This window comes from Mycobacterium sp. 1274761.0, from assembly GCF_001668615.1.
Classification (GTDB): Bacteria; Actinomycetota; Actinomycetes; order Mycobacteriales; family Mycobacteriaceae; genus Mycobacterium.
This window is the reverse complement of sequence record NZ_LZMC01000056.1, coordinates 26,211-42,153: the sequence shown is the minus strand read 5'-3', so window position 1 is coordinate 42,153 and position 15,943 is coordinate 26,211. Positions and strand designations below refer to the sequence as shown.

The following is a 15,943-nucleotide window of genomic DNA, read 5'->3' as shown; positions in this document are numbered from 1 at the left end:
CCTAACCCCCAGTCAACAATCCTGTCGATGCTGCACGGACGCGCCAGTATGCGTCCCGATGACGTGGCGTTCACGTTCACCGAATACGACCGCGACCCGAACGGCGTTTCGCAGACGCTTACCTGGAGTCAGCTGTCGCGGCGAACCTTGAACGTGGCGCGCGAGCTCGCGTTTCACGCGTCGGTCGGCGACCGCGCGATGATCCTGGCCCCGCAGGGCCCGGAGTACATCCTGGCGTTCCTCGGCGCGATGCAGGCCGGCCTCATCGCGGTGCCGCTCCCGCTGCCGCATCGCGGCTCGAGTTACGACCGGGTGAGCGCCGTCTTCGCCGACACCCAGCCGTCGGTTGTCCTGACGTCGACGGCGGCCGCGGAGGACGTCGGCGATTACGTCGATCAGTCGCCGATGGACACGGCGGCGAAGATCGTGGCGATCGACTCGCTGAATCTGGATGCCGACGTCGACTTCGGTCTTCCGCTGATTGATCAGCCGAACATCGCCTATTTGCAGTACAGCTCGGGTTCGACGCGGCTCCCGACCGGGGTGATGCTGTCGCACCGCAACCTCACGGTGAATTTCGAGCAACTGATGCGGAGCTTGTTCGCGGACGCCAAAGTCAAGTCCGCGACCGATCTCACGATTGTCTCGTGGCTGCCCTTCTACCACGACATGGGACTGGTGCTGGGGGTCTGCGCGCCGATCCTCGGCGGGTATGCCGCCAAGTTGACGAGTCCGGTCGCCTTTCTGGAGACACCGTCCAGATGGATACGGGCGCTCGCGGAGAACCCGAACAGCTTCTCGGCGGCACCCAATTTCGCCTTCGACCTCGCTGCCCGCAAAACCAAGGACAGCGACCTCGCCGAGCTTGACCTCGGTGGAGTGGCCGGCATCATCAACGGTGCCGAACGTGTCGAACCGGCCTCTTTGCGACGCTTCGCAGATCGGTTCGCCCACTTCAATTTCCGCGATCACATGCTGCGTCCGTCGTACGGCCTTGCGGAGGCGACGGTGTTCGTGACCAGCGGCACGTGGTGCGATTCGTCCGGGGATGTTCGTTTCGATGCCGACGAGTTGGCTGCGGGCCGCGTAGCGCGGTGCGTCGCCGGCGGTTCAGCGCTGGTGCGGTACGCGCTGCCGCGGTCACCCGCGGTGCGGATCGTCGACGTCGACTCGCACCGGGAATGCGCGGGCGACGTCGTTGGTGAGATCTGGGTGTACGGCGAGAATGTCGCCGCCGGTTACTGGAGCAGGCCGGCGGACGAGCAAACCTGTTTCGGCGCAACGCTTGTCGACCCGTCACCCGGAACCCCCGACGGGCCGTGGCTGCGCACCGGCGACCTCGGATTCATCTACCAGGGTGATCTGTTCATCGTCGGCCGCATCAAGGATCTGCTGATCATCCGCGGGCGCAATCACTATCCTGAGGACATCGAGGCGACGGTTCAGGAGATCACCCGCGGCAGGGTGGCGGCGATATCGGTTCCGGTGAACAGCACAGAGAAGCTGGTCACCGTCGTCGAGCTGAAGAAGCGCAACGACCTCAACGGGGACACGGTGGCTTGGCTCGACGAAATCAAGAGCGACGTCACGTCGGCGATATCCAATGCGCACGGCCTCAACGTCGGCGACCTCGTCCTCGTGCAACCGGGCTCGATTCCGACAACCACGAGCGGCAAGATCCGGCGCGCCGCGTGCGCCGAGCAGTATCGGCAGGACGAGTTCGTGCGGCTGGACGCGTGATGCGGCGGCTCCTGGCATCGCTCACCGCGCTGGTAATCACCGGCGGCGCAGGGCTTTTCGGCGTTGGCGTCGCGTCGGCTGACGACACGCAATCCGGCTGGACGGCTGACCACGGCGCACCCGACAACGGCCCGCCGCCGCTGGGGACTCCGGGGCGGGGTTACGCGCTGGGCGGTGCACACGTGCTCGGCATCCCCTACGACGAGTACATCAAGCGCACCGGCGCCGAATGGTTCCCCGGGCTGGACCGCCAGATCGTCGACTACCCGGCGGGTCAGGTTCAGGGCCATGTGCTGGAACGGTTGTTCCCCGGCATCGGCCGGCTGGACGACAACTTTCCCGGCATAGGGATCGACGGGCCGAGCATCGGCGAGTCGGTCGACGAGGGAGCGCCCAACACCATCCGCGCGATCCGCCAGGGCGGCCCCGGCACCGTCATCGGCCTGTCCGAGGGTGCGATGGTGCTCAACGAAGTGCAGGCGCAGCTCGCCAACGACCCCACCGCGCCGCCGCCGGACAAGCTGAGCTTCGCGATGTACGGCGATCCGGTGGCCAAGCACGCCTTCGGTGAGAGCTTTCTGACGCAGATGTTCCCGGTCGGCAGCGTGGTTCCCGCCCTCGACTACCGCATTCCTGCGCCGGTGGAAAGCCAATACGACACCTACCAATTCGTCTCGGCCTACGACAGCATCGCCGACTGGCCGGACCGGCCGGACAACTGGATGTCGCTGGCCAACGCCGTGGTGGGTCTTGCGACCGGTCACACCGCGGTGGCATTCACCAACCCCAGCATGGTGCCGCCGCAGAACATCCGGACCAACGTCAACTCCAAGGGCGCGAAGACGACCACCTACATGATCCCCGAGCAGCACCTACCGTTGGTGTTGCCGTTCAAATACCTCGGGGTTGACGAAGGAACGCTGAACCGGCTCGACGGCGTGCTCAAGCCGATGGTCGACGCGGGCTACTCGCGCAACGACGATCCGCTGACTGCGCCGATCACGGTGGACCCGGTGAATGGCTACGACCCGGCGGCCGTCACCGCGCCCGCCACCCAGGCCGCCTTCGGCGGGGGCTCCGATCCGGTGTCGCAGCTGCTGTCCGGCATGCAGTACGTGTTGAACCACCAGGGCGGCTAGCTAGAGCCCCGCCAGGCCTGCGCCGAGCAGCACGCAGCCGACGACGGTCAGCAGCAGCGAGAGGGCGCGGCGACGCTGCGAGCGCATCCATTCCTGCAGCGCCGACAGCGCTGAACGGGTGCGCTGCGGGGCCACGAGGTAGGAGATCAGCGGGATCTCCACGAATGCAAACGCCACCACGTTGAACATGACCAACGCGCCGATCTGCACCGACGCCGCGGCCCCCGAGGCGACGATGAGCGCCAGCACGGCCAGGTAGTCGACGGACGGCAGCGCGATGCCCAGGCCCGCGACGCCTGCGGTCCACAGCGAGCCTCCGTTGAGCAGCTGGCGCGCGCGGGCGGCGAGCGGTTCGAATCTGCCTGAGCCGAACGTCGTGGACTCCTCTTTCCGTCGACGTAGCACGCCCGTCGCCACCACCACCGCATTGAGCAACAGCACCGCACCGACGACGATTTGCACCACGGGCAGCGTGAAATGGGCGGACCCCGCGGCGGGCCGCAGAATGAACAGCGCGATGACGCCCACGGCTAGGCCCATCGTGAACCCGCCGGCCAGAAACGCCAGCAGTTGCAGCGGCGGATGGGGCCGGTTGATCATCAGGGCTGTCATGCCGATCCGGAACGGCTCCAGGCTCACGGCAACGGCCATCGCCAGCAGCGTGATCCACATGTCTTGCGTCACGTTACCGCCTGCGTCGTCTGCGCCGAGATCTGCATCAGGGTCGTCGCCGGTCGCAAATCGCAGCCCTAATGCAGAACTCGACGATGGCGTCGGCCGATGCGGCCGTGGGAAGATGAGGGGCGATGAGTTCCACCGACTTGACCCCCGCAGCACTGCGCGAGGCATTCGGGCACTTCCCATCCGGTGTGATCGCGATTGCGGCCGAGGTGGACGGTGTGCGGGTCGGCCTGGCCGCCAGCACGTTTGTGCCCGTGTCACTGGATCCGCCGCTGGTGTCGTTCTGCGTGCAGAACACCTCGGAGACCTGGCCCAGGCTCAAGGACCTGCCGCGGTTGGGCATCAGCGTCCTTGGCGAAGCGCACGACGCAGCCGCCCGCACTCTCGCGGCGAAGACCGGTGACCGGTTCGCCGGACTGTCAACGGTGTCGAGCAACAGCGGCGCAGTCTTCATCGAAGGCACCAGCGTGTGGGTGGAAAGTGCCATCGAACGATTGGTGCCTGCGGGCGATCACACGATCGTGATTCTGCGGGTTGCCGACATCACGGTGCACTCGCCCGTGCCGCCGATCGTCTTTCACCGCAGCGCGTTTCGCAAACTCGGCGCGTAACGGTTTAGGGCCGCTCGCTGAGTTCTTTGCGGTAGTTGTCGATGCGCTGTTCGATCTCCGCCGCATCGTCGGGCCTGCCCTCCTTGCGGGCCAGGTCGGCGCGTGCAGAAAGCTTACGGATGGCGGTGCGTATGTCGTTGACGCTGTGCGTCGCAGTCATGGTGGCTGCCTTTCGTCGTTGATTGGCCGCTGACGAAAGGCTACCCACCAAGTGCCGCGGTTAACGCCTGAACAGCTTGTTGCCCAGCCACACGATCGGGTCGTACTTGCGGTCGGCGGCGCGCTCCTTCATCGGGATCAACGCGTTGTCGGTGATCTTGATGTGTTCGGGGCACACCTCGGTGCAGCACTTGGTGATGTTGCAGTAGCCGAGGCCGTTGGCATCCTGCGCCTGCTCGGGCCGCCGCTCCAGCGTGTCCAACGGGTGCATGTCCAGCTCGGCCTGCCGCATGAGGTAACGCGGGCCGGAGAACGCCTGCTTGTTCTCCTCGTGGTCACGCACGACGTGGCAGGTGTTCTGGCACAGGAAGCACTCGATGCACTTACGGAACTCCTGGCTGCGGTTCACGTCCTCCTGCGCCATCCGGTACTCGCCGGGCTGCAGATCCTTCGGCGGGGTGAACGACGGGATCTCGCGCGCCTTCTCGTAGTTGAACGAGACGTCGGTGACGAGATCGCGGATGATCGGGAAGGTCCGCAGCGGCGTCACAGTGACGGTTTCGTCCTGCCCGAAGGTCGACATCCGGGTCATGCACATCAGCCGCGGTCGGCCGTTGATCTCCGCCGAGCACGACCCGCACTTGCCTGCCTTGCAGTTCCACCGCACGGCCAGATCGGGGGTCTGGGTCTGCTGCAGGCGGTGGATGATGTCGAGCACCACCTCGCCCTCGTTGACCTCGACGGTGTAGTCCTGGAGGCCGCCGCCGTCGTCGTCGCCGCGCCACACTCGCATGCTCGCCTGGTAGGCCATTATTTGCTCCGTTCTGGATGCTGGGCCAGCTCACCGTCGGTGAAGTACTTCTCGAGTTCGGACAGCTCGAACAGGTCGAGCAGATCCTGGCGGACCGGAATCTGGTCCTGCTTGGTGACGCTGACCTCGGGAACCAACGCCTCCGGGTCGCCGTCGACGCGGCACACCAGCAGCGTCTTGCGCCAATCCGCTTCCATCGACGGGTGATCGTCGCGAGTGTGTCCGCCGCGGCTTTCAGTGCGCGTCAGCGCGGCCTTGGCGATGCACTCGCTGACCAGCATCATGTTGCGCAGGTCGATCGCCAGATGCCAGCCGGGGTTGAACGCCCGGTCGCCGTCGATGCGCACTCGCTTGTACCGCTCGCGCAGCTCGGCCAGCTTGTCCAGCGCCTCGGTGATCTCCTCTTCCTTGCGGATGATGCCGACCAGGCTGTTCATCGTGTCCTGCAGGTCGAGCTGCAACGTATACGGGTTCTCCGGTTCCTCCCCGTTCGTCGCGGTCTCGAACGGCAGCACGGCCCGCTTGATGGCGTCGTCGACGGCCTCGTCGGTCACCGCGGGCCGGTTGTCCAGCGCGCGCACGTAGTCAGCGGCACCGAGGCCGGCGCGTCGGCCGAACACCAGGAGGTCCGACAGCGAGTTGCCGCCAAGGCGGTTGGAGCCGTGCATGCCGCCGGCGCATTCACCGGCCGCGAACAGGCCCGGTGTGGTGGCCGCCGCGGTGTCCGGGTCGACCTCGACACCACCCATCACGTAGTGGCAGGTGGGCCCGACTTCCATCGCCTCCTTGGTGATGTCCACCTCGGCCAGCTCCATGAACTGGTGATACATCGACGGCAGCCGGCGCTTGATCTCCTCGGCAGGCAGCCGCGACGCGATGTCAAGGAAGACGCCGCCGTGCGGTGAGTTACGGCCGGCCTTGACCTCGGAGTTGATCGCGCGGGCCACCTCGTCGCGCGGCAGCAGATCCGGTGTGCGGCGGGCGGAGTCGTTGTCCTTGAGCCACTGATCGGCCTCTTCGATCGACTCGGCGTACTGGCCTTTGAACACCGGCGGGATGTAGTCGAACATGAACCGGGTGCCCTCGGAGTTCTTCAGCACACCGCCGTCGCCGCGCACACCCTCGGTGACGAGGATGCCCTTCACGCTCGGCGGCCAGACCATGCCGGTCGGGTGGAACTGGACGAACTCCATGTTGATCAGCGTCGCGCCCGCCCGCAGAGCCAGCGCGTGCCCGTCGCCGGTGTACTCCCACGAGTTCGACGTCACCTTGTAGGACTTGCCGATGCCACCGGTGGCCAGCACCACCGCGGGCGTCTCGAAGAGGATGAATTTCCCCGTCTCGCGCCAGTAACCGAACGCACCGGCCACTCTTTTCTCGCCGGCCGAGTCGTCCAGGATCAGGTCGGTGACCACGCACTCGTGGAAGACCCTGATACGGGCGTCGTAGTCGCCGTACTCGAGCTTGTCCTCCTGCTGCAGCGAGACGATCTTCTGCTGCAGCGTGCGGATGATCTCGAGCCCGGTGCGGTCACCCACGTGGGCCAGCCGCGGGTAGGTGTGCCCACCGAAGTTGCGCTGGCTGATGCGGCCGTCTTTGGTTCGGTCGAACAGCGCGCCGTAGGTCTCCAACTCCCACACCCGGTCGGGTGCCTCTTTGGCGTGCAGCTCGGCCATCCGCCAGTTGTTGAGGAACTTCCCGCCACGCATCGTGTCCCGAAAGTGGACCTGCCAGTTGTCCTTTGAGTTGGCATTGCCCATCGACGCGGCGCAGCCACCCTCGGCCATCACCGTATGGGCCTTGCCGAACAGCGATTTGGTGATGACGGCGACCTTCTGGCCGCGTTCGCGGGCTTCGATCACCGCGCGCAGTCCGGCGCCGCCGGCACCGATGACGACGACGTCGTATTGATGGCGCTCGACTTCGGATGGGCCGCTCGCGCTAAGGGCATCGTGTTCCGATGAGCCGCTTGCGCGAAGAGCGTCGTGTTCAGCCATGAATCCTCACTTGCTGGGCTGTATGAAAGGGGCTGTCAGCCAGTCAGATTCAGCCGATGAATCTGAGGTCGGAAATGGTGCCGCTGGCAACCAGGGCGACGTAGAGGTCGGTCAGGATCAGCGTGCCGAGCGTGATCCACGCGTACGTCTTGTGACGGGTGTTCAGCTTGCTCACCTGCGTCCACATCCAGTAGCGGACCGGGTGCTTGGAGAAGTGCTTGAGCCGGCCGCCGACGACGTGGCGGCAGGAGTGGCACGACACCGTGTACGTCCACAGCAGGATCACGTTGACGACGAGAATGATGTTGCCCAAACCGAATCCGAAGCCCGAGGGCGACTGGAACGCGATGATCGCGTCGTAGGTGTTGATCACCGAGATGATCGCGGCGATGTAGAAGAAGTACCGGTGGAAGTTCTGCACGATCAGCGGGAAGCGGGTCTCGCCGGTGTAGGTGGTATGCGGTTCGGCCACCGCGCAGGCGGTCGGGGCCTGCCACACCGACCGGTAGTAGGCGCCGCGGTAGTAGTAGCAGGTCAACCGGAACAGCAGCAGGAACGGCAACGTGCCCGCCGCGTACGGGAGCCACCAGACGTCGGGCAGGATCTGCGGCCAGAAGTGGCTGGCCTCCGGGACGCAGCCCTTGCTGATGCACGGCGAGTAGAACGGCGTCAGGTAGTGATAGGCCTCGACGTAGTAGTTGTTCTGCAGGAACGCCCGCACTGTCGCGTAGACGAGGAAGATCAGGAAACCGATGTCGACGATCAGCGGTGACTGCCACCACCGATCGGTGCGCAGGGTGCGCTGGGGGATGGCAGCGCGGGTAGGCGAGAAGACGCCGGTGGCCTGACGGTCGGCGGTGGGTGCGCTCACAGTAGCCCTTCCAAGCCTCTTGGTGGTCGTCCACAGAGGGACCTACGCAGTGGAACTGCGTAGTGAGACTGAGCCTAATTCAGCCCCTACTGTGACCGCCGACACCCTCGTCGTCGACGTCGCGCCAGAAGGTGGAGTCGTATTGGGTATCGGGGATGGCGATCTTCTCGGCGGAGTGCCGGTGCCTGGTCACGCCGCGGGTGAGCTCCAACTCCTCGGCATCGATATCGAGGCGGTCGATGTCGTTGAGGATGCGTTCGGCGTCGTTGACGATGCGCCGCATCGCGGGGCTGTCTCCATACCGCGACGCCAGTGATGTCACGCACCGGCGGAGGCCACCGATCAGCTCGTGCAATTCGGCAAATTCGGTAGTGCTCGACATCAGACCTCCTGGGGGCTGAAGGGTGTCGCGGATCACAGTACGACAATCGATGCTATCGACATCATGGAGTCGTGACGTGACACCGGTCACGCCGGAGACGGAGGCGACATGACGGACAAGCAGGTTCTCGCACAGCGGGCCACCGCTCTGTTGGCGTTGCACCAACCGGGCAACCCTGTGGTGCTGCCGACGGTGTGGGACGCGTGGTCGGCCAAGCTCGCCGTGGACGCCGGGTTCGCGGCGCTGACCGTCGGCAGTCACCCCGTCTCCGATTCGATCGGCAGGCCCGACAACGAGGGCATGACGTTCGACGACCTGCTCACCCGCGTCGTCCAGATCACCGGGGCGGTCGATGTTCCGGTGAGTGTCGACATCGAGTCGGGCTACGGTGAACCGCCCGCCCGTCTCATCGACGGTCTGCTCGACGCCGGCGCCGTCGGCCTGAACATCGAGGACACCGTGCACAGCGAGGGCGGGCGGTTGCGCTCGTCGGCCGAGCACGCTGACCTCGTCAGAGCCCTGCGTTCCGCCGCCGACTCCGCGGGCGTGCACGTGGTGATCAACGCGCGCACCGACCTGTTCCTGCGTCAGGACGGTGACGAGGCCGACCGCGTCGACCGTGCGGTGGGCCGGCTGACCGAGGCCGCGGATGCTGGTGCCGATGTGCTGTATCCCGTCGGCCGGCACGGCCCGGATACGTTGCGGCGGTTGACATCCGAACTTCGGCTGCCGGTCAACGCGATCGCGCTGCCGGACCAGTCGGATCCCGCGGCGTTCGGCCCGCTCGGCGTGGCGCGAATCAGCTTCGGCCCGTTTCTGCAGGCGGCGCTGTCCCGTCACGCCGGCGAGATCCTGGCCCGATGGGCTTAACATTCCGGCGTGCCGCCCGACCATGACCCCGAGCACTGGATCAACCGTCCCGGGACGATCTTCGTCGCCGGGGCGGCTGCCGTGCTGCTGGTCGGGGTGTTGATCTTCGCGGTGATGCGCACCGCCGAAGGCTCCTCAGCGCCGCCCGACATGTTCGTCCCGCCGACGACCAGTATCGCGTCGAGCTCCCGGACCACCTCGACCACGGCCACAACCACCTACACCACGCCCAGCCCCCGCACCAGCGAGCAGAACTTGCCGACGACCACTCCGTCGAGCGCCGAAAGCCGGTCGCCGACGTCGACCACCGAGGACACCTCCGAACCGGGGACCGTCACCGAAACGGCGACGTTGTTGCCGCCTCCGCCGTAATTCACCCCTGCACCTCGACGGAAATGTGACCTAAGCTGGCGTAATGGGTACTTCGACGCGTTTCGTGACGCCCGCTGTGGCCGCAGTCGGCTTGCTGGGGGCGGGGTTGGGTACGGCATCGGCGGCCTCCGAGGTTGCCAACGGCACAATGACGCCTTTGACGGCGAACTATCGGGCCTGCGACTTCTCCAAGATCGACCACGTCGGCACGGACGCCACCGGCTCAGGCACGGTGGTGATTTCGACCCAAGGCTCGAATATCACCGCCGACCTCTTCTTCATGATCGGCCGCCCCAACACGGTGTATCAGGTGAGGCTCATCCAGGGGCCGCGACCGTCGACGCAGATGTGCAACGGCGGCGACCCGGGTGTCGCGAGCGCGGTGCTGAACACCGACGGCAACGGGACCGGTCAGCTGACCATTCGCGATACCGTCCGGCCCGGCGCCACCAACGCGTGGGTGTTCATCGACGGTCCGCCCGACGTCGGCCAGATCCGCGGTGAGTTCTACACCTCGGACCTGCCGACCAGCCTCAAGTAAGCGAGCCCCGAAGGCACGCGGGTACTACTTGCTTTCGATCGCGATGCGCTGCGTCTCGACGCCCTTGTAGGCGCCGGCCACCCGGACCGTCAGTACGCCCATGTCGTACGACGCCGAAATTGCATCGGCCCTGACATGCGCGGGCAGTCCGAACGACCGGCGGAACGAGCCGTAGCGCACCTCGCTCAGCGTGCGCCCGTCCTTGCTTTCGGTGTGCTCGTCGCGGCGCTCACCGTGGATGACGAGCTGTCCGTGCTCGACCTCGACGTTGACGTCCTTCTCGACGTCGACGCCGGCGAGTCCCAGCCGTAGCACCGCGTCGTCACCGTCTCTGGTGATCTCGGTGGCGGGCCGGAAGCCCTTGAACCAGTCGTCGGCGGTGGCCGGGCCGAAGTAATCGCGTATCCAGCGCTCGGTGTCCCATGGACGGCCCCACAACGTCAGATTGCTCATCATGTCCTCCTCGCTTGTCCTCACCGGCACCACACCGGTCGGCTCACTCTGCATAACTTGAGTCGATCACGCTCATGTTCTACCAGGGTGTTCGCCATCAGCGAACCGCTCACAGAATCGGCAGCGCGATGGTGAGAACACCGTGATGGGGGCGTCACACGACGCGACATCGCGGCAATATCGGCTGCTTAGCCTCGCTTTCATGTCGTCAGAGTCAACACAGGCCAGACACGTCGTCGTGGTGGGGCACGGGATGGTCGGCCACCGGTTCGTCGAAGCCATGCGTGCCCGCGACACAGAGGGGCAGTGGCGGATCACGGTGCTGGCCGAAGAGGCCGACGCGGCCTACGACCGGGTCGGCCTGACCAGTTACACGGAGCACTGGGACCGCGCACTTCTCGCGTTGCCCGGCAACGATTACGCCGGCGACGACTTCGTCGACCTGCGGCTGGGCGCGAAGGTGTCGGGCATCGACCGTGAGGTCAAGTCCGTGGTCACCGCCGGCGGCGAGACATTCCACTACGACGCGCTGGTGCTCGCGACGGGTTCGTATGCCTTCGTTCCGCCGGTGCCCGGCCGCGACCTGCCGTCCTGCCACGTGTACCGCACCCTCGACGATCTCGACGCGATCCGCGCCGACGCCGAACGCGCCAAGCGCACCTCGTCACACCCGGTGGGCGTGGTGATCGGCGGCGGCCTGCTCGGCCTGGAAGCCGCCAACGCGCTGCGGTCGTTCGGCCTGCACGCCCACGTCGTCGAGATGGCCCCGCGCTTGATGGCCCAACAACTGGACGAGGCGGGCGGCGCGCTGCTGAGCCGGATGATCGGGGAGCTCGGCATCACCGTGCACATCGGCGTCGGCACAGAGTCGATCAAGCCGGCGCTACGCAACAAACCCGTGCGGCGCTCGGCCGACGACGAGGCGGTGAGGGTCACGCTCAGCGACGGCACCGAAATCGACGCCGGGGTGGTGGTCTTCGCGGCAGGTGTGCGGCCCCGCGATGAGCTGGGCCGCGAGGCAGGACTGGAGATCGCCGAGCGTGGCGGCATCTTCACCGATTTGTCCTGTGCCACAAGAGATTGCAGCATCTACGCCGTCGGCGAGGTGGCCGCGATCGAGGGCCGCTGCTACGGCCTGGTCGGACCGGGATACACGAGCGCGGAAGTCGTCGCGGACCGGCTGCTCGGCGGCGCCGCAGAATTTCCCGAAGCCGACATGTCCACCAAGCTCAAATTGCTCGGCGTGGACGTGGCCAGCTTCGGTGATGCCATGGGTGTCACCCCGGACAGCCTCGAAGTTGTGGTCAACGACGCAGTCAACCAGACCTACGCCAAGCTGGTCCTCTCCGACGACGCCAAGACGCTGCTGGGCGGAATCCTGGTCGGCGACGCCTCGGCGTACGGCATCCTGCGCCCGATGGTCGGCGAGCCGCTGCCCGGCGATCCGCTTGCACTGATCTCTCCGGCCGGAACAGAGGGCGGCAGTTCAGGATTGGGCGTCGGCGCGCTGCCCGACGGCGCCCAGATCTGCTCGTGCAACAACGTCACGAAGGGCGATCTCACCGGCGCCATCGCGGGTGGCTGCTGCGACGTGCCCGCCCTGAAGGCCTGCACGCAGGCCGGCACCTCCTGCGGATCCTGCGTGCCGCTGCTCAAGCAGCTGCTCGAGGCACAGGGCGTCGAACAGTCCAAGGCGTTGTGCGAGCACTTCAATCAGTCGCGGGCCGAGCTGTACGAGATCGTGTCGGCCACATCCATCAGGACGTTCACCGCGCTGATCGAACGGTTCGGCACCGGAAAGGGTTGCGACATCTGCAAACCCGTGGTCGCATCGATCTTGGCCTCGACGAGTTCGGAGCACATCCTCGACGGCGAGCAAGCCTCGTTGCAGGACAGCAACGACCATTTCCTCGCCAACATTCAGAAGAACGGCAGCTACTCAGTGGTGCCGCGAGTGCCCGGCGGCGACATCACTCCGGAGCAGTTGATTCTGATCGGCGAGATCGCACGGGATTTCAACCTCTACACCAAGATCACGGGCGGACAGCGCATCGACATGTTCGGCGCGCGGGTCGACCAGCTGCCCGAGATCTGGCGGCGCCTGGTCGAAGGCGGGATGGAGTCCGGCCACGCCTACGGCAAGGCGCTGCGCACCGTGAAGAGCTGCGTGGGTAGCGACTGGTGCCGCTACGGCCAACAGGATTCGGTGCAGATGGCGATCAACCTGGAGCTCCGTTACCGCGGCCTGCGCGCTCCGCACAAGATCAAGATGGGTGTCTCCGGCTGTGCCCGCGAATGCGCGGAGGCCCGCAGCAAGGACGTCGGCGTCATCGCCACCGAGCACGGCTGGAACCTCTACGTCGGCGGCAACGGCGGCATGACGCCCAAACATGCGCAGCTGCTGGCCGGTGATCTCGACGACGAGACGCTGATCCGCTACATCGACCGGTTCCTGATGTTCTACATCCGCACCGCCGACCGGTTGCAGCGCACAGCGCCGTGGGTGGAGTCCCTCGATGGCGGGCTGGACCACTTGCGCGACGTGGTGTGTAACGATTCCCTGGGTCTGGCAACGGAATTCGAAGACGCCATGGCCCGCCACGTCTCTGGCTACGCATGCGAGTGGAAAGGCGTGCTGGAGGATCCCGAGAAGTTGTCGCGGTTCGTCTCGTTCGTCAACGCGCCCGGTGCGCCCGACCCCACCGTCACGTTCACCAAGCGTGATGGCCGCATCGTCCCCATGCCGATGCCGACTATGCCGAAGGTAGCCGAAAAATGAGCTTGCTCAACGATATTCAGGTATGGACCAGCGCCTGTCCCTACGAGCACCTGATGCCGTGCCGCGGCGTCGGTGTTCTGCTGCCCAACGGTGAACAAGCTGCGCTGTTCCGTCTGGACGACGGCAGCGTGCATGCGATCGGCAACATCGACCCGTTCTCGGGGGCAGCCGTGATGTCGCGCGGCATCGTCGGCGACCGGCACGGCCGGGCCACCGTGCAGTCGCCGATCAAGAAGCAGGCGTTCGCCCTCGATGACGGCACCTGCCTCGACGACGAGACGCGCTCGGTGCCGGTGTATGCGACGAGGATCACCGACGACGGGATCGTCGAGATCGGCTCCTAACGCAGACTGTCCCGCGTGTGGGTTTGCTCCCGCGCTCTCCGGGTAACCAGCACGCATGTCCCAAAACCGCATCGCTGTACAGCGGAGGCGGCCTATGCGCAGGTATGGGCGTGCGGAGGTCATCCACGACGCCACGTCGGTGCTGATGGATGAGTTCGATCTCGATGCCGGCCAGGCCGTTGCCCGACTGGTGGAAGTGGCCAAACGCCACTGTGAGTCGATCGAGGCCGCCGCACGCATGTGCGTGGCGGCCAGCCTGGGTGGCGACCACGCACTGGCCGCCTGACCGTCACGCCGCGGCGAGCAGCCGGGCGCGGCGGAATCTACTCGCCACCAGAGCAGCCGTGCCCGGATGGGGGCCGAGCGGCTCGGTCACGAGATCGGCTCCGCTGCAGCGCAGCCTGTCTTGGAAAAGCCCGTCGGACAACAGATACGACGCCACCACGACGCGCCCGGCACCCCGTGCCCGCAGGGTCGTGACCGCGTCGGCCACCCGCGGCGTCCCAGTCGCGGCGAAGGCCAACTCCACCCGCGAGCTGATCGTGCCCGACAGCCACGCCGCGGTGGTATGCAGGTCGCGCTGCGCGGCCCTGTCGGAGGTGCCCGCCGCCGCCAGCACCACCGAATCCCCGGGCCGCCAACCGCATTCGACGAGACGATCAGCCAGCACCCGCACGATCTGTGGGCTCGGCCCCAGGGCCTCGGCGATCACTACATCGGTGTGACCGGCGGCGGCGACGTGGGCCGGAATGTCGGTGTTGACGTGATACCCGCGGGACAGGAAAGCGGGCACCACGACGCAGCCCGGCCGCAGCAGTTCACTTGGCGTCGGGCCCAGCACGTCGACGAACGCGACGTCCACGTGGCGGTCGAGCAGTTTCGACACCCGATCGGCCAGACCGCGGACCATCGTGACCCCTTCGGCCTTGCGTGTGCCGTGGGCCACCAGCAGCATGCTCATTGCGCATGCACCCCGGGCTCGTCGACGGGAAGCCGGTAACCGCGCTTCACCACTGTCGCAACGATGTTCTTGTCGCCCAACGCCGTTCGCAGCCGCAACACGGCGGTCTCCACCGCGTGGGTGTCGGTGCCGCTGCCGGGAAGTGCGCGCAGCAGATCGGTTCTGGACACGACGGTGCCCGGACGTTTAGCCAGCGCACGGATGGTCGCCATGCCGGCCGGCGACAGTTCCTTGACGGCGCCGTCGACCAACACGCATGTTCCCCGGATCTCCAATCGATGCCCGGCCACAGCCAAGGTGCGCGACTGTAGAAGCGGCAGCTCGTCGGTGATGTGACGGGCCAACGCGCCCAGCCGCATCCGTTCCGGCGCGGAGGTGGGCACGCCCAGCCGGACCAGGGGGCGGGCGGTGACCGGCCCGACGCACATCGCGTGCACATTGGTGCGTAGCGCGGTGAGCACTCGATCTTCGATGCCCAGGTCCCGCGCCCGCAGCAGCACCGCCGCGACCGCAGGGGCGGAGGTGAAACTCACCGCGTCGAACTTCTGCTCGGCGATGCCCGCCACCAGCTGGTCGAAGTCGCCGTTGCGGGGCGTGGGATGCCACCGGTACACCCGAATGGGCACCACGTCCGCCCCCGCGGCGCGCAGCTCGTCGAGGAACTCGGGGAACGGATCCCATTCGTCGGTGGCGCCGTGCAGCTGAACAGCGATGCGCTGGCCCGAGATTCCGCCCTCGACCAGGTACTGCAGCAGATCGCGGGACGACTCGGACTCCGGTGACCACTCCTCGGGCAGACCGGCGGCGCGCAACGCGCCGGTGGCTTTGGGGCCGCGGGACACGACGCGGGCCTTGCCCAGCGCGGTGATCAGGTCGCCGGCCAAACCCCACCCGTCGGCGGCGGCGATCCAGCCGCGAAAGCCGATGCCGGTGGTGGCGATGACGATGTCGGGCGGCGTCTCGATCAGCGACTCCGTGTGCACCCGCAGTTCGTCGTCGTCGGGCAGCGGCACCATCTCGATGGCCGCAGCGCTGGTCACGGCTGCGCCTCGCTTGCGCAGCAGCGCAGCGAGTTCGTCGGCGCGACGGGCGGAGGTCACCGCCACCCGAAACCCGGTGAGCGGTGCCCAGTCAGGCTCACTCATACGTTCCAGTGTTTGCAATGTGTGTTTCCGGGCGATTAACCGGCCATTGCCTTGGTATGTCGCCGCCCGGTGCGCGGTGAGTTACGT

General features: G+C 66.5%; 19 protein-coding genes. 8 read left to right on the top strand and 11 right to left on the bottom strand.

Annotated elements, in window-relative coordinates; genetic code table 11:
* The first annotated feature begins 27 nt into the window (after positions 1–27).
* On the top strand, positions 28–1,740 hold the full coding sequence (locus tag A5651_RS10275) for an AMP-binding protein (RefSeq protein WP_066979197.1): 1,713 nt from the start codon (positions 28–30) through the stop codon (positions 1,738–1,740).
* Entirely contained in the window at positions 1,740–2,879 is a 1,140-nt protein-coding gene (pe, locus tag A5651_RS10270; protein ID WP_066979194.1) for an acyltransferase PE, read from the top strand. Before A5651_RS10275 ends, pe begins: the two co-directional genes overlap by 1 nt.
* On the opposite strand, the gene A5651_RS10265 is transcribed toward pe, so the two are convergent.
* A complete protein-coding gene (locus A5651_RS10265) occupies positions 2,880–3,551 on the bottom strand; it encodes a GAP family protein (RefSeq protein WP_066979192.1) in 672 nt (223 codons plus the stop codon).
* Positions 3,552–3,685: 134 nt separating this feature from the next.
* On the opposite strand from A5651_RS10265, the gene A5651_RS10260 reads away from it, so the two are divergent.
* Positions 3,686–4,171: a flavin reductase family protein gene (locus A5651_RS10260; RefSeq protein WP_066979189.1), complete on the top strand. Its 486-nt coding sequence runs from the start codon at positions 3,686–3,688 to the stop codon at positions 4,169–4,171.
* A gap of 4 nt (positions 4,172–4,175) precedes the next feature.
* Here A5651_RS10260 and A5651_RS25330 read toward each other — a convergent pair whose 3' ends face one another.
* From A5651_RS25330 to A5651_RS10240, 5 genes are all read right to left on the bottom strand, one after another.
* Positions 4,176–4,331: a hypothetical protein gene (locus A5651_RS25330; RefSeq protein ID WP_156662794.1), complete on the bottom strand. Its 156-nt coding sequence runs from the start codon at positions 4,329–4,331 to the stop codon at positions 4,176–4,178.
* Positions 4,332–4,391: 60 nt separating this feature from the next.
* Positions 4,392–5,141, bottom strand: a complete 750-nt coding sequence (locus tag A5651_RS10255; protein ID WP_066979186.1) for a succinate dehydrogenase/fumarate reductase iron-sulfur subunit — start codon at positions 5,139–5,141, stop codon at positions 4,392–4,394.
* A complete protein-coding gene (locus tag A5651_RS10250) occupies positions 5,141–7,138 on the bottom strand; it encodes a fumarate reductase/succinate dehydrogenase flavoprotein subunit (protein WP_066979184.1) in 1,998 nt (665 codons plus the stop codon). The genes A5651_RS10255 and A5651_RS10250 overlap by 1 nt, the downstream gene beginning before the upstream one ends.
* A 49-nt stretch (positions 7,139–7,187) precedes the next feature.
* Entirely contained in the window at positions 7,188–8,009 is an 822-nt protein-coding gene (locus tag A5651_RS10245; protein ID WP_066979182.1) for a hypothetical protein, read from the bottom strand.
* A gap of 79 nt (positions 8,010–8,088) precedes the next feature.
* A complete protein-coding gene (locus A5651_RS10240; RefSeq protein ID WP_066979179.1) occupies positions 8,089–8,391 on the bottom strand; it encodes a hypothetical protein in 303 nt (100 codons plus the stop codon).
* Positions 8,392–8,499: 108 nt separating this feature from the next.
* Between A5651_RS10240 and A5651_RS10235 the strand changes: the two genes are divergently transcribed.
* On the top strand, positions 8,500–9,261 hold the full coding sequence (locus A5651_RS10235; protein ID WP_066979176.1) for an isocitrate lyase/phosphoenolpyruvate mutase family protein: 762 nt from the start codon (positions 8,500–8,502) through the stop codon (positions 9,259–9,261).
* Here the strand turns inward: A5651_RS10235 and A5651_RS10230 are convergent.
* Positions 9,258–9,479, bottom strand: a complete 222-nt coding sequence (locus A5651_RS10230; protein ID WP_066979174.1) for a hypothetical protein — start codon at positions 9,477–9,479, stop codon at positions 9,258–9,260. The genes A5651_RS10235 and A5651_RS10230 overlap by 4 nt on opposite strands.
* The gene (locus A5651_RS25325; protein WP_156662792.1) at positions 9,480–9,638 is read right to left on the bottom strand and encodes a hypothetical protein; all 159 of its coding nucleotides are present in this window, start codon (positions 9,636–9,638) and stop codon (positions 9,480–9,482) included.
* A gap of 38 nt (positions 9,639–9,676) precedes the next feature.
* On the opposite strand from A5651_RS25325, the gene A5651_RS10225 reads away from it, so the two are divergent.
* Complete coding sequence (locus tag A5651_RS10225; RefSeq protein WP_066979171.1) at positions 9,677–10,174, top strand: hypothetical protein; 498 nt, start codon at positions 9,677–9,679, stop codon at positions 10,172–10,174.
* Positions 10,175–10,198: 24 nt separating this feature from the next.
* On the opposite strand, the gene A5651_RS10220 is transcribed toward A5651_RS10225, so the two are convergent.
* The gene (locus tag A5651_RS10220; RefSeq protein WP_066979349.1) at positions 10,199–10,627 is read right to left on the bottom strand and encodes an Hsp20/alpha crystallin family protein; all 429 of its coding nucleotides are present in this window, start codon (positions 10,625–10,627) and stop codon (positions 10,199–10,201) included.
* Positions 10,628–10,829: 202 nt separating this feature from the next.
* On the opposite strand from A5651_RS10220, the gene nirB reads away from it, so the two are divergent.
* The 3 genes from nirB to A5651_RS10205 all read left to right on the top strand — a co-directional run bounded on the left by nirB (position 10,830) and on the right by A5651_RS10205 (position 14,036).
* The gene (nirB, locus tag A5651_RS10215; RefSeq protein ID WP_066979168.1) at positions 10,830–13,406 is read left to right on the top strand and encodes a nitrite reductase large subunit NirB; all 2,577 of its coding nucleotides are present in this window, start codon (positions 10,830–10,832) and stop codon (positions 13,404–13,406) included.
* A complete protein-coding gene (gene nirD / locus A5651_RS10210; RefSeq protein WP_066979164.1) occupies positions 13,403–13,750 on the top strand; it encodes a nitrite reductase small subunit NirD in 348 nt (115 codons plus the stop codon). Before nirB ends, nirD begins: the two co-directional genes overlap by 4 nt.
* A 94-nt stretch (positions 13,751–13,844) precedes the next feature.
* Positions 13,845–14,036, top strand: a complete 192-nt coding sequence (locus tag A5651_RS10205) for a hypothetical protein (RefSeq protein WP_066979158.1) — start codon at positions 13,845–13,847, stop codon at positions 14,034–14,036.
* 3 nt (positions 14,037–14,039) lie between these two features.
* Here the strand turns inward: A5651_RS10205 and A5651_RS10200 are convergent, their stop codons facing one another.
* Together A5651_RS10200 and A5651_RS10195 are read right to left on the bottom strand one after the other, a co-directional pair.
* Complete coding sequence (locus A5651_RS10200; protein ID WP_066979155.1) at positions 14,040–14,711, bottom strand: sirohydrochlorin chelatase; 672 nt, start codon at positions 14,709–14,711, stop codon at positions 14,040–14,042.
* Entirely contained in the window at positions 14,708–15,856 is a 1,149-nt protein-coding gene (locus tag A5651_RS10195; RefSeq protein WP_066979153.1) for a uroporphyrinogen-III synthase, read from the bottom strand. The genes A5651_RS10200 and A5651_RS10195 overlap by 4 nt, the downstream gene beginning before the upstream one ends.
* Positions 15,857–15,943: the final 87 nt, after the last annotated feature.

Bases quoted from the DNA above. Each gene is read 5' to 3' on its own strand.
- A5651_RS10275 (WP_066979197.1), top strand. From the start codon at position 28: ATGCTGCACGGACGCGCCAGTATGCGTCCCGATGACGTGGCGTTCACG.
- A5651_RS10205 (WP_066979158.1), top strand. From the start codon at position 13,845: ATGCGCAGGTATGGGCGTGCGGAGGTCATCCACGACGCCACGTCGGTG.
- A5651_RS25330 (WP_156662794.1), bottom strand. From the start codon at position 4,331: ATGACTGCGACGCACAGCGTCAACGACATACGCACCGCCATCCGTAAG.
- nirD (WP_066979164.1), top strand. From the start codon at position 13,403: ATGAGCTTGCTCAACGATATTCAGGTATGGACCAGCGCCTGTCCCTAC.
- pe (WP_066979194.1), top strand. From the start codon at position 1,740: ATGCGGCGGCTCCTGGCATCGCTCACCGCGCTGGTAATCACCGGCGGC.
- A5651_RS10235 (WP_066979176.1), top strand. From the start codon at position 8,500: ATGACGGACAAGCAGGTTCTCGCACAGCGGGCCACCGCTCTGTTGGCG.
- nirB (WP_066979168.1), top strand. From the start codon at position 10,830: ATGTCGTCAGAGTCAACACAGGCCAGACACGTCGTCGTGGTGGGGCAC.
- A5651_RS10250 (WP_066979184.1), bottom strand. From the start codon at position 7,138: ATGGCTGAACACGACGCTCTTCGCGCAAGCGGCTCATCGGAACACGAT.
- A5651_RS10240 (WP_066979179.1), bottom strand. From the start codon at position 8,391: ATGTCGAGCACTACCGAATTTGCCGAATTGCACGAGCTGATCGGTGGC.
- A5651_RS10225 (WP_066979171.1), top strand. From the start codon at position 9,677: ATGGGTACTTCGACGCGTTTCGTGACGCCCGCTGTGGCCGCAGTCGGC.
- A5651_RS10260 (WP_066979189.1), top strand. From the start codon at position 3,686: ATGAGTTCCACCGACTTGACCCCCGCAGCACTGCGCGAGGCATTCGGG.
- A5651_RS10195 (WP_066979153.1), bottom strand. From the start codon at position 15,856: ATGAGTGAGCCTGACTGGGCACCGCTCACCGGGTTTCGGGTGGCGGTG.
- A5651_RS10220 (WP_066979349.1), bottom strand. From the start codon at position 10,627: ATGAGCAATCTGACGTTGTGGGGCCGTCCATGGGACACCGAGCGCTGG.
- A5651_RS10200 (WP_066979155.1), bottom strand. From the start codon at position 14,711: ATGAGCATGCTGCTGGTGGCCCACGGCACACGCAAGGCCGAAGGGGTC.
- A5651_RS10265 (WP_066979192.1), bottom strand. From the start codon at position 3,551: ATGTGGATCACGCTGCTGGCGATGGCCGTTGCCGTGAGCCTGGAGCCG.
- A5651_RS10255 (WP_066979186.1), bottom strand. From the start codon at position 5,141: ATGGCCTACCAGGCGAGCATGCGAGTGTGGCGCGGCGACGACGACGGC.